This is a genomic window from Proteus vulgaris, from assembly GCF_016647575.1.
GTDB lineage: Bacteria > Pseudomonadota > Gammaproteobacteria > Enterobacterales > Enterobacteriaceae > Proteus > Proteus mirabilis_B.
This window is the reverse complement of sequence record NZ_CP032663.1, coordinates 281,398-294,333: the sequence shown is the minus strand read 5'-3', so window position 1 is coordinate 294,333 and position 12,936 is coordinate 281,398. Positions and strand designations below refer to the sequence as shown.

General features: G+C 42.7%; 11 protein-coding genes and 2 tRNA genes. 1 reads left to right on the top strand and 12 read right to left on the bottom strand.

All coding sequences use genetic code 11. From position 1 onward, the window contains the following. Positions 1-78: 78 nt before the first annotated feature. The 12 genes from truB to rlmE all read right to left on the bottom strand — a co-directional run bounded on the left by truB (position 79) and on the right by rlmE (position 12,376). Positions 79-1,032: a tRNA pseudouridine(55) synthase TruB gene (gene truB, locus D7029_RS01485; protein WP_075673620.1), complete on the bottom strand. Its 954-nt coding sequence runs from the start codon at positions 1,030-1,032 to the stop codon at positions 79-81. Next, entirely contained in the window at positions 1,032-1,433 is a 402-nt protein-coding gene (gene rbfA, locus D7029_RS01480; protein ID WP_006535687.1) for a 30S ribosome-binding factor RbfA, read from the bottom strand. The genes truB and rbfA overlap by 1 nt, the downstream gene beginning before the upstream one ends. Positions 1,434-1,735: 302 nt before the next feature. Beyond that, entirely contained in the window at positions 1,736-4,492 is a 2,757-nt protein-coding gene (infB, locus tag D7029_RS01475) for a translation initiation factor IF-2 (RefSeq protein WP_194951657.1), read from the bottom strand. Between the two features lie 22 nt (positions 4,493-4,514). Then, positions 4,515-6,023 carry a transcription termination factor NusA gene (gene nusA / locus D7029_RS01470; protein ID WP_006535691.1) on the bottom strand — a complete coding sequence of 503 codons (1,509 nt, stop codon included), beginning with the start codon at positions 6,021-6,023 and terminating at the stop codon, positions 4,515-4,517. Positions 6,024-6,043: 20 nt separating this feature from the next. Continuing rightward, positions 6,044-6,496 (bottom strand): ribosome maturation factor RimP, encoded by a 453-nt coding sequence (gene rimP / locus D7029_RS01465; protein ID WP_036914691.1) that lies wholly within the window; start codon positions 6,494-6,496, stop codon positions 6,044-6,046. 202 nt (positions 6,497-6,698) lie between these two features. Further along, a tRNA-Met gene (locus D7029_RS01460) sits at positions 6,699-6,775 on the bottom strand. A gap of 60 nt (positions 6,776-6,835) precedes the next feature. Beyond that, positions 6,836-6,925, bottom strand: a tRNA-Leu gene (locus D7029_RS01455). Positions 6,926-6,983: 58 nt separating this feature from the next. Then, the gene (gene secG / locus D7029_RS01450; RefSeq protein WP_036914692.1) at positions 6,984-7,328 is read right to left on the bottom strand and encodes a preprotein translocase subunit SecG; all 345 of its coding nucleotides are present in this window, start codon (positions 7,326-7,328) and stop codon (positions 6,984-6,986) included. Positions 7,329-7,493: 165 nt separating this feature from the next. Next, positions 7,494-8,831, bottom strand: a complete 1,338-nt coding sequence (glmM, locus tag D7029_RS01445) for a phosphoglucosamine mutase (RefSeq protein WP_194951656.1) — start codon at positions 8,829-8,831, stop codon at positions 7,494-7,496. Then, complete coding sequence (gene folP, locus D7029_RS01440) at positions 8,828-9,670, bottom strand: dihydropteroate synthase (RefSeq protein ID WP_088493983.1); 843 nt, start codon at positions 9,668-9,670, stop codon at positions 8,828-8,830. The genes glmM and folP overlap by 4 nt, the downstream gene beginning before the upstream one ends. An 82-nt stretch (positions 9,671-9,752) precedes the next feature. Next, the gene (gene ftsH, locus D7029_RS01435) at positions 9,753-11,699 is read right to left on the bottom strand and encodes an ATP-dependent zinc metalloprotease FtsH (protein WP_075673624.1); all 1,947 of its coding nucleotides are present in this window, start codon (positions 11,697-11,699) and stop codon (positions 9,753-9,755) included. A gap of 47 nt (positions 11,700-11,746) precedes the next feature. After that, positions 11,747-12,376 carry a 23S rRNA (uridine(2552)-2'-O)-methyltransferase RlmE gene (gene rlmE / locus D7029_RS01430; protein WP_023583577.1) on the bottom strand — a complete coding sequence of 210 codons (630 nt, stop codon included), beginning with the start codon at positions 12,374-12,376 and terminating at the stop codon, positions 11,747-11,749. Between the two features lie 145 nt (positions 12,377-12,521). On the opposite strand from rlmE, the gene yhbY reads away from it, so the two are divergent. Beyond that, positions 12,522-12,815: a ribosome assembly RNA-binding protein YhbY gene (gene yhbY, locus D7029_RS01425; protein WP_036914752.1), complete on the top strand. Its 294-nt coding sequence runs from the start codon at positions 12,522-12,524 to the stop codon at positions 12,813-12,815. The last annotated feature ends 121 nt before the right edge of the window (positions 12,816-12,936 follow it).

Here is a 12,936-nt window from a genome sequence, read left to right as displayed (position 1 = left end):
TTCAGCTACCCAACTCAGCCACCTAAACAGATAGCCGCATTATTCTACGCTTCAAACACTTTTAGCGCAAGATTGCTATTAAGTGTTATCTTGTGCGCTATAGTCTACAACCACTCTTTTCGGAGCAACGAGGCCATCTTTAATGATAGCAAGGCCAATGAATTTTTTTTCATCGCCTTCAGTTACTCTTACCCATTCGCCTTCATTGATATCATGATTAACCCGAACAGGCTGTCCCAGCTTGAGATAACCTGCAATAATCGTGGTTAAATTCACAACCGGAAAATGTGCAACAGCGGTATCCATAGGCAATAACAGTGCATCAAGTGCCAAGAAAGGATCTTCTTGCGCAGTTTGTGCATCCTCTATCATCGCTCTTAATTGCTCTAACGTTACCATTCGCTCTTTAGGATAATCTGCGACTTCTAATCGACGTAAGAAAATAACGTGAGCACCACATTGTAATTTCTCACCAAGATCATCAATAATTGTTCGAATGTAAGTGCCTTTAGAACAATGAATTTCCAGCTCTAACTCATCACCTTCCCAGCGAATAAACTGGAGTTCATAAACGGTGATAGGCCTTGCTTCACGCTCTACTTCAATACCTTGTCGAGCATATTCGTAAAGCGGTTTACCTTGATGTTTTAAAGCGGAGTACATTGAAGGGACTTGCAATGTTTCACCGCGAAAGCTATCCAAGGCATCATCTAAAGCTTGCTGTGTAAATTGTACTGGGCGCTCTTGAATAACCTCACCATGTGCATCAGAGGTATCTGTTCGTTGCCCTAAACGTGCAATAACGCGATAACGCTTATCTGAATCCAATAGAAACTGTGAAAATTTCGTTGCTTCACCTAAACAAATAGGGAGCATACCTGTTGCTAAAGGATCCAACGCCCCTGTATGCCCTGCCTTGCTGGCATTAAACATACGGCGGACTTTTTGGAGTGCATCGTTAGAGGAAATATCTTGGGGTTTATCGAGTAGCAATACGCCGTTAATCTCACGCCCCTTACGACGACGCCCCATTATTTGTCCTCTTTATGACGACGCTCTTCATCGCTTTTAACGACGTTAGAAACTAAATTAGACATACGCATACCTTCAACTAATGAGTTGTCATAAGCAAATGTCAGTTCAGGCACAATACGTAAGCGCATCGCTTTGCCTAATAAAGAACGAATAAAACCAGCGGCTTCATTAAGTGCAGTTAAACCCTCTGCAACCATCTCTTCTTCGCTTTTTTCACCACCTGATAAGTTCAAAAAGGTGACAAATACTTTGGCATAAGCCAAATCACGAGAAATCTCAACGCCAGATACCGTCGCCATTCCAATACGTGGATCTTTGACTTCACGTTGTAAAATGATGGCGATTTCTTTTTGCATTTCCTGAGAAACACGCTGACTACGGCTAAAATCTCTTGCCATTTTATCTCTCCCTGACAATAGGGTATCGCCCTGATTGTCATTGTTAATTCAAATCTAAAATCAATGATATCTAAAGAGTATACATGAAGTGGTATTTAACAACCGCTTTCTCTGATTTCTTTCTTTAGAAATAAAATGTTTCTTTGGTGCTATTTTACCCTGTTATTTCACTTTCATAAATTACTGAAAGGCAATCTATTTCGGTTATGTTGAAAAATGGAGAGGAAATAAAAGGGGAATACAGCAAAGAAAGGAATAAGAAGGGAGCCCTTGAGCTCCCTTTTAAAACAAGACGGACTAAATTAATCAATAGAACGTTTGATTTCGATAACTTGGAAGACTTCAATCATGTCGCCAACACGGACATCGTTGTAGTTTTTCACACCGATACCACATTCCATGCCGTTACGCACTTCGTTGACGTCATCTTTAAAGCGACGCAGTGACTCAAGTTCGCCTTCATAGATAACCACGTTATCACGTAGAACACGAATTGGGTTATTACGCTTGATGTTACCTTCAACCACCATACAGCCCGCAATCGCGCCGAATTTAGGTGATTTAAACACATCACGGACTTCTGCAAGACCCATGATTTCTTGTTTATATTCAGGTGCCAACATACCGCTCATTGCCAGTTTGATTTCGTCAATCAGGCTATAGATAACGGAATAGTAACGTAAATCAACGCTTTCTTGTTCAATGATACGGCGAGCAGATGCATCAGCACGTACGTTGAAACCAAGAATGATTGCGTTAGAAGCCGCGGCTAATGTTGCGTCAGTTTCGGTGATACCACCTACGCCAGAACCGATGATTTTCAGTTTAACTTCATCAGTAGACAGTTTAACTAATGCATCAGTAATCGCTTCACAAGTACCTTGAACGTCTGTTTTCAGAACGATGTTCAGTTCAGAAGTTTTACCTTCTTCCATGTTAGCAAACATGTTTTCCAGTTTAGACTTCTGCTGACGAGCCAGTTTAACATCGCGGAATTTACCTTGACGGTATAATGCAACTTCACGCGCTTTCTTCTCGTCACGAACAACTGTTGCTTCATCACCTGCAGAAGGAACGTTAGACAGACCTAAAATCTCAACAGGCATTGATGGGCCAGCAGATTGAACGTCTTGACCTAATTCGTTACGCATTGCACGAATACGACCGTATTCGAAACCACACAGAACGATGTCACCTTTATTCAGTGTACCTTCACGGACAAGAATAGTTGCAACTGGACCACGACCTTTATCAAGGTAAGATTCGATAACAACACCACTTGCCATGCCTTCTTTAACTGCTTTCAGTTCAAGAACTTCAGCTTGTAAAAGAATAGCATCCAGCAGTTCGTCAATACCTAAACCTTGTTTTGCAGATACGTGCATAAACTGGGTTTCACCGCCCCACTCTTCTGGCAGGATGCCATATTGAGACAGTTCAGTTTTAACGCGATCTGGATCAGCTTCGTGTTTATCAATTTTGTTCACTGCAACAACAACAGGTACGTTTGCTGCTTTTGCGTGTTGGATTGCTTCGATAGTTTGTGGCATTACACCATCATCTGCCGCAACAACCAAAACAACGATATCCGTTACCTGAGCACCACGAGCACGCATTGAAGTAAACGCGGCGTGACCTGGAGTATCTAGGAAGGTGATTTCACCTTTGTCAGTTTTAACGTGGTAAGCACCGATATGCTGGGTGATACCACCCGCTTCACCTGATGCTACTTTCGTTGAACGAATGTAGTCCAGTAATGATGTTTTACCGTGGTCAACGTGACCCATGATAGTTACAACTGGTGCACGAGATACTGCACTTTCTTCGCCAGTATCACGATCGCTCATGACTTGTTCTTCTAACTCGTTTTCACGACGTAAGATAACTTTGTGACCCATTTCTTCAGCAACAAGCTGTGCAGTTTCTTGGTCTAAAACCTGATTAATGGTCGCCATAGCACCCATCTTCATCATAGTTTTGATAACTTCAGACCCTTTTACTGCCATTTTGTTAGCAAGTTCAGCAACAGAAATAGTCTCACCAATAATAACATCACGGTTTACAACAACCGCTGGCTTATTGAAGCCTTGCTGTAATGAGCTACCTTTACGTTTACCTTTCTTGTTAGTACGACCAGCAGCACGTGCTTCTTCACGATCTGCTTTTTCAGAATGGCGGTTGTTTTTCTTAGGACGAGGAGCCTTAGCGTTGCGACCACGACCGCGGCCACCTTCAACTTCAGCATCACTTTCATCTTCTGCATCACGAGCATAACGTGATGTGGTTACATGATAGTCTGAGCCTTCAGTTTCTGGCGCTTTAGGTTCAGCAGTCCATTTTTCAGCATTTTCTTCAGCTAAGCGACGTGCTTTTTCTGCTGCAACTTTTGCTTCATCTTCTGCTTTACGGCGCTGTGCTTCTTCCGTTTTACGCTTCAGTTCAGCCTGTTCAGCATTGCGACGTGCTTTTTCCTGATCTGCTGCTTTATCAGCTTTTGGTTTATCGTTTTGTTTCACTTTATCTTTTTCCGCTGCTTCGCGCTTAGCTAATTCCGCTGCTTCACGTTTTGCTTCTTCAGCTTCACGTTTCACTTTTTCTTCGGCGTCTTTCTTTGCCTTTTCAGCTTCACGTTTTGCTTTTTCTTCAGCTTCGCGCTGTGCTTTCTCTTGTGCTTCGCGCTGGGCTTTTTCTTCGGCTTCGCGATGCGCCTTTTCTTCCGCTTCACGCTGAGCTTGCTCATCCGCTTGCGCTTTTTCAACGGCGTCACGGTTCACATAAGTGCGTTTTTTGCGGACTTCGATGGCTACTGATTTACTTTTGCCACCTGTACCAGGAACACTTAACGTACTACGTACTTTACGTTGTAACGTTAATTTTTCTGGTTGGTTGGTTGATACGTCTTTATCACGATTCAACCAAGCCAGTAAGGTTTCTTTCTCTTTTTGGGAGACAGAATCAGAGACGGTCTTCTTAATACCGGCATCAGCAAACTGCTGTACCAAACGTTCAACCGGTGTCTGAATCTCTTCTGCCAGTGATTTTACTGTTTCATCTGTCATTCTGTTCCTTCCTGCTCAGTTGTTACGCATCATTCCCAAACCAGCAGATATTACGTGCGGCCATAATGAGTTCGCCTGCGCGCTCACTATTTAAACCTTCAATATCAGTTAGGTCGTCGATACCCTGTTCGGCAAGATCTTCCAGTGTGCAGATACCACGGGCAGCTAGATCAAATGCTAAAGAGCGCTCCAATCCTTCGAGAGCTAATAAGTCCTCGGCTGGTTGGTTATCGCCTAGGCTTTCTTTTTGAGCCAATTCAATCGTTGTTAGTGCTGCTTTTGCTCTTTCACGTAAAGCTTCAACGGTGTCTTCATCTAAACCGTCAATAGCCAGCAGTTCACTGATTGGCACATAAACTAACTCTTCAAGGGTAGAGAAACCTTCTTCAACTAAAACAGTTGCGAAGTCTTCATCAATGTCGAGATGCTTAGTAAATATTTCAATGGCTGCGTTTGCTTCTGCCTGATGTTTTGCATTCAGTTCATCAGCAGTCATGACGTTTAATTCCCACTTGTCATCACCACGATGTTTTTTCAGTAACTGTGCTGCCAGACGAACGTTCTGACCATTACGGCCAATTGCCTGTGCAAGGTTACTGCTTTCAACTGCAACATCCATTGTACATTTGTCTTCATCGACAACAATAGAAGCAACATCTGCCGGAGCCATTGCATTAATAACGAATTGTGCAGGATTATCATCCCACAGAACAATATCAATTCGCTCGCCGCCCAATTCGCTGGAAACGGCTTGTACACGTGCACCACGCATACCAACACAAGCACCCACTGGGTCAATACGCTTGTCGTTAGTTTTTACTGCGATTTTGGCACGAGAACCTGGATCACGCGCTGCAGCTTTAATTTCAATGATTTCTTCGCCAATTTCTGGTACTTCAATACGGAAAAGTTCAACCAGCATTTCAGGGCGAGAGCGTGTCACGAAAAGTTGTGCACCACGAGTTTCTGTACGTACGTCGTATAAAACGCCACGTAAACGGTCACCTGGACGGAAGTTTTCACGCGGTAACATATCTTCGCGTAAAATAACCGCTTCGGCGTTATTACCTAAATCTAAAGTGATATTTTCACGGTTCACTTTCTTCACAACACCCGTGATAATTTCGCCTAATTGTTCGCGGAATTGATCAACAACCATTGCTCTTTCAGCTTCACGTACTTTTTGTACGATAACTTGTTTAGCGGTTTGTGTTGTAATACGGTCGAAAGTAACAGATTCGATTTGATCTTCAATATAACCACCTAGTTCAATACTAGGATCTTCATATTGAGCAGCTTCAAGTGTGATTTCACGAGTTGGTTGAGTCACTTCATCAACGGCAACCCAACGACGGAATGTATCAAAATCACCGGTTTTACGGTCGATACATACGCGAACGTCAATTTCTTGCTCGTATTTTTTCTTAGTTGCTGTCGCTAATGCGGTTTCCAGTGCTTCAAAAATCTTTTCACGAGGAAGAGATTTTTCGTTAGAGACCGCTTCCACAACAGCCAGAATCTCTTTGTTCATCCTAGTTGCCTCTTCAAAACTTAAAAGTGGGGTACCAGGTTAGCTTTCTGGATGTTGCTCAGTGCGAACACTTCGTCTTTACCATCCACAGTAACCGTGATCATTTCGCCAGCGACAGACTTAATAATGCCCTGCCATTTACGGCGGTTTTGCATTGCAATTCGTAATACGATAGCGGCTTCTTCGCCGATAAATTGCTCATAATGCGTTGCAGTGAATAAAGGTCGTTCTAAACCAGGAGAAGAGATCTCAAGGTTATAAACTGTTTGAATTGGATCTTCAACATCCAGCACAGCACTGACCTGGTGGCTAACATCAGCACAATCATCAACAGTGATACCGTCTTCACTATCAATATAGATGCGCAATGTTGATTCTCGGCCACGAATAAACTCAAGACCGACAAATTCAAAGCCTAATGCTTCTACTGGTGCTGAAACCATCGCTGTTAATTTTTGCTCTAATGTGGACAAACCCACCCCCAAGGCATAAAAAAAGGGCCTATAGCCCAGTATTCTATTCTCTGATAACAAAAAACCCCGAAATTCGGGGCTTTATGCAACTGGACCCTGTAACTTGCCATTCGAGAATAACCTCTTCTTACGGCACATTCCACTCAGGATCATAATCGGTTCAACAAGATGATTAATGAGAAAAGTGCTGTATTGTTAGAAGTGGTTGCGGGGGCCGGATTTGAACCGACGACCTTCGGGTTATGAGCCCGACGAGCTACCAAGCTGCTCCACCCCGCGTTCGAAAAACGTGGCAAATTTTACGCTGATAACAAGCAAAACGCAAGCTATCTGGAATAATGGTGCCGAGAACGGGACTTGAACCCGTACGCCCGTTTTATAGGCACTACCACCTCAAGGTAGCGTGTATACCAATTTCACCACCTCGGCACTTAATGAGACTGTTACTGCGTAAAAATTAACAATCTCATTTAAATCTTTACTTAGTTTACTGCGGAATATCTGTATTTGCTGGCGCTACAGGCGCTGCTAACTGCTCAGCTTTTTTAGCTTCTTCTGTAGTCTGCTCGATAGACATCCATTTGCTGTCTTCACGCACAGTTTTATTGGCACTTAGATTACCTAAAATAAGGGCAAGTACAATAAAAGCTGTCGCTAAAACAGCGGTCATACGGGTCATAAAGTTAGCTGAACCGCTTGAACCAAATACTGTACCGGAAGCACCTGCACCAAAAGAAGCGCCCATATCAGCACCTTTACCCTGCTGTAACAGGATCAGACCAACTAGCCCTGTTGCTACAATGATAAGAATAACAATGAGTGCCGTATACATTTGCGTTACCTTTTCTATGGAACTTATCGTCTTAACGATAACCTTCGATTGCTTCACCCGCTTTAGTTCAAGACCTTACTAAGCGGGTGTGAATACTAACCAAAGCTGAACTGACAAGCAAGGTTATTTTTCTACAAAGTGATTGATTGAAGAAAAAAGCATCAATTAACCAACGTGCTTCACAGCGTCGGCAATACGATTTGCCATCGCAGTGACTTGCTCTTCATTTTCACCTTCAACCATGACACGAATTAAGGGTTCTGTTCCTGATTTACGCAGTAATACACGACCTTTACCTGCCAGTTCTTCTTCAACCGCTTTAGCGACTTTCTGAACTTCAGGTGTTTGTAGCGGATCGTGGCTACCTGTAAAACGAACATTCACTAAAATTTGTGGTAATAGTTTCATGCCACTGCATAAATCATGCAGACTCATGTGGTTACGTACCATTGCACTTAAAACTTGTAAGCCCGCAACAATACCGTCACCTGTAGTCGTTTTATCTAATAAAATAATGTGACCTGAGTTTTCAGCACCTAAGCGCCAGCCTTTCTCTTGTAATTTTTCAAGTACATAGCGGTCACCCACTTTTGCTCTTACAAAAGGAATACCCAGTTGTTTCAGTGCTATCTCTAATCCCATATTACTCATTAGAGTACCCACTGCACCGCCGCGTAATTGACCTTGGCGTAACGCTTCTCTCGCAATAATGTAGAGAATTTGGTCGCCATCAACCTTTAGACCTTGATGGTCAACCATGATGATACGGTCACCGTCACCATCAAAAGCTAGACCAACATCAGCGCCTTCTTCTAATACGCGTTTTTGCAACATACGAACATCTGTTGCGCCACACTCTTCGTTGATATTGATACCAGTAGGATCACAACCAATAGTGATCACTTCGGCACCTAATTCACGAAATACATTTGGTGCAATATGATATGTTGCGCCATGAGCACAATCGACAACGACTTTTAGACCGTTAAGATTGTTTTCATTTGGGAAAGTCCCTTTACAGAATTCAATGTAACGACCCGCAGCATCCACGATACGATTTGCACGACCAAGCTCTGCTGATTCAACACAGGTAATTGGTTTTTCCATTTCAGCTTCAATCGATTCTTCTACTTCGTCTGGCAATTTTGTGCCATCAATAGAGAAGAATTTGATCCCGTTATCGTAATAAGGGTTATGAGAAGCTGAAATCACAATCCCGGCTTCAGCGCGGAATGTACGCGTTAAATAAGCAACAGCAGGTGTTGGCATTGGTCCTGTAAATGAAGCAGATAAACCAGCCGCAGCTAAACCAGCCTCTAATGCAGATTCCAGCATATAGCCTGAAATACGTGTATCTTTACCAATAATGATTTTACGAGAGCCATGACGTGCTAATACTTTGCCCGCAGCCCAACCTAGTTTTAATACAAAATCAGGTGTAATTGGACTATCACCTACTTTTCCACGGATACCATCTGTTCCAAAGTATTTACGTTCGCTCATTCATTATTTTCCTTTGCAGAAAGAGTCGCTTGTACGACTTTCATCGCATCAACAGTCTCTTTAACATCGTGTACACGAATAATTTGTGCGCCTTGCATCGCTGCAATGACAGCGCATGCCACGCTACCAGCAACACGCTCTTGTGGTGGTACATTCAATAGTTGTCCAACCATTGATTTGCGTGACATTCCGGCAAGTATGGGTAGACCAAAGTGATGAAGTTCACTTAAGTGTGCTAATAATTGGTAATTATGCGCTAAATTTTTACCAAAGCCGAATCCTGGATCAAGAATAATTTGATTTTTTTCGATCCCGGCATCAACACAACGTTGAATATTTTCTTGTAAAAAACGATCAACATCCATCAACACATTCTCATAATGTGGTGATTGTTGCATAGTTTTAGGGTCGCCTTGCATATGCATAATACACACAGGCAAACCTGTTTTAGCCGCCGCTTCAAGTGCTCCCGGCTCTTGTAAAGAGCGAATATCATTGATAATTGAAGCACCTGCATTTGCAGATTCAGTAATGACTTGAGCTTTGGATGTATCAACAGAGATCCAAACATCAAAACGCTGACGAATAGCCTCAACAACAGGAACAACACGCTGCAACTCTTCATCAATAGAGACATCACTTGCGCCGGGTCTGGTAGACTCACCACCAATATCGATGATAGAAGCCCCTTCAGCGATTAATTTTGCTGCGTGGTTAACCGCATCGTTAAGTGAATTATGAGTGCCACCATCTGAGAAAGAGTCTGGAGTGACATTCAAAATCCCCATAACTTGGGGTGTTGATAAATTAAGTTCTGTTCCTCTAGCCATTAATTTCATTTCATTGATACCTTCATAAAAAAACCCCAGAAGCCTGGGGTTTATATTTATAGCTTACTCAATATGCATAACCCGATAAGGATTAGTGAGTATTTTTATCAGAAGGTGTATCACTTTCTGACTCAGGCTTATCTTTTGGCTCACTCGCTACATGCGTTTGTGCTGGCTGGGCAGTAGTCGTTGTACCACTATTGCCATTATTGCCTTCCCAACCCGCAGGTGGACGAACATCACGACGATTCATTAAATCATCAATTTGAGGCGCATCGATAGTTTCATAAGTCATCAGTGCATCTTTCATTGAGTGCAGAATATCAAGGTTGTCCATTAAGATCTGACGAGCACGAACATAGTTACGATCAACGATAGCTTTAATTTCTTCGTCAATTGTACGAGCTGTTTCATCAGACATATGCTGCGCTTTAGCAACAGAACGGCCTAAGAACACTTCACCTTCTTCTTCTGCATACAGTAATGGCCCTAATTTTTCAGAGAAGCCCCACTGTGTCACCATGTTACGTGCAATATTAGTTGCAACTTTGATGTCATTAGAAGCACCTGTAGAAACATGCTCTACACCATAGATAATTTCTTCAGCTAAACGACCACCGTAAAGTGTTGAAATCTGGCTCTCTAATTTCTGACGGCTTGCACTGATTTGGTCGCCTTCAGGTAAGAAGAAAGTCACACCTAATGCACGTCCACGAGGAATAATCGTTACTTTATGCACAGGATCATGTTCTGGTACTAAACGGCCAATAATTGCGTGACCAGCTTCATGATAAGCGGTTGATGCTTTTTGTTCTTCAGTCATCACCATTGAACGGCGCTCTGCACCCATCATTATCTTATCTTTCGCTTTCTCAAATTCGACCATTGAGACAACACGTTTATTACCACGTGCAGCAAATAAAGCCGCTTCGTTAACTAAGTTAGCTAAGTCAGCACCAGAGAAGCCTGGTGTACCACGCGCTAAAATCGCTGGATCAACATCTGGTGATAAAGGTACACGACGCATATGGACTTTAAGAATTTGCTCACGTCCACGTACATCAGGTAAACCAACAACCACTTGACGGTCAAAACGACCTGGGCGAAGTAATGCTGGGTCTAATACGTCTGGGCGGTTAGTCGCCGCGATAACGATAATACCTTCATTACCTTCGAAACCATCCATCTCAACTAGCATTTGGTTCAGTGTTTGTTCACGTTCATCATGACCACCACCTAAACCTGCACCACGTTGACGACCGACCGCATCGATTTCATCGATAAAGATGATACAAGGTGCTGCTTTTTTAGCTTGTTCAAACATATCACGAACACGAGAAGCACCCACACCCACAAACATTTCAACGAAATCAGAACCTGAAATGGTAAAGAATGGGACCTTAGCTTCACCCGCGATGGCTTTTGCTAATAATGTTTTACCTGTACCTGGAGGCCCTACCATCAGAATACCTTTAGGGATTTTACCTCCTAATTTCTGGAAACGGCCCGGATCACGTAAATACTCAACTAATTCGCTTACTTCTTCTTTCGCTTCATCACAACCTGCTACATCAGCGAAGGTTGTTTTGATTTGGTCTTCTGTCAACATGCGTGCCTTGCTTTTGCCGAAAGACATCGCACCTTTACCGCCACCACCTTGCATTTGGCGCATAAAGAAAATCCAAAGACCAATCAGTAATAGCATTGGGAACCAAGACACAAAAATTTGAGTCAGAAGACTTTGGCCTTCAAGTGGTTCGCCCGTTACTTTTACATTACGGTTCATTAAAGTGGTCAGCAGGTTGTCATCACGCATAGGCATATACGTGCTGTACTTTGAGTTATCTGTTTTAGTTACATTAATATCATAACCACTTATGCTGACCTCGCGTAATTGGTTATTAGTTAACTCATTGATAAAGGTAGAGTAATCCACCTTACGACTATTCGAATCGCTGGGTCCGAAGCTCTGGAATAATGACATCAAAACGACTGCAATAACTAGCCAGAGGATCAGGTTTTTCGCCATGTCACTCAAGGGATTAACCTCATATTACAACTGTGTTAACAAATAGCTTTAGGGTACTAAAGTTTACGCCCTGTGGCTACAATATATACCTCACGAGAACGAGACCGCGAAGCGTCTGGTTTACGAACTTTCACTTTCGTAAACAGGGAGCGTATTTGCCCCAGGTATTCATCAAAGCCTTCTCCCTGAAACACTTTGACAATAAAACTTCCCCCGGGAGCCAGTACATCACGACACATATCAAGCGCTAACTCTACTAAATACATGGATCGAGGGATATCGACCGCGGGTGTACCGCTCATGTTTGGAGCCATGTCAGACATGACAACCTGGACTTTGTTTTCACCTACTCTATCAAGCAATGCCTTCAACACAAGTTCATCACGAAAATCGCCTTGAAGGAAATCGACTCCGACTATAGGATCCATAGGTAAAAGGTCACATGCGATGATTCGACCTTTACTTCCTAACTGCTGTACAACGTATTGAGACCACCCACCAGGGGCTGCTCCTAAATCGACAACGGTCATACCTGGTTTAAAGATATTGTCACTTTGCTGAATTTCTTCCAGTTTAAACCAAGCACGAGAGCGAAACCCTTTTTTCTGTGCTTGCTGAACATATTTATCACTAAAATGTTCTTGTAACCAGCGGCTAGAGCTTGCCGAACGTTTTTTATTGGCCATTGCGTTTTCCAACTATCATACACTTAGCTATCAAAATTTTTACTCTTTCACTCATTTAACCCCGTATTAACGACATTTTATGGTGATAAGTGAGAGATGGCGTTAGAATAGATCGTTTTCAATCCCAACAAAGCAAAAATTAATGATGACTCTTAACAAAAAACAAATTCAACACCTGAAAGGGCTCGCTCATCACCTGAATCCAGTCGTTATGATTGGTAACAACGGGTTGACTGAAGGCGTTCTTGCAGAAATTGAACTCGCTCTGGCGCACCATGAGCTTATCAAAGTCAAAATCGCAGGCGAAGATCGAGATGTTAAAAACTTGATCGTGGCAGCGATTGTACGCGAAAGCGGTGCACAGAATGTACAAGTTATCGGAAAAATTCTTGTTCTTTATCGTCCTTCAGAAGCACGTAAGATTATTTTACCGAAATAAAACTTGTATCTTTATATAAAAATGCCATAACTAACTCTATGGCAAAAAAGGCCTTTTAAGGCCTTTTTTATATTACCACAGGATAGCAGTCTAGTTTTCTATAGAAACGTAAAATTATAAA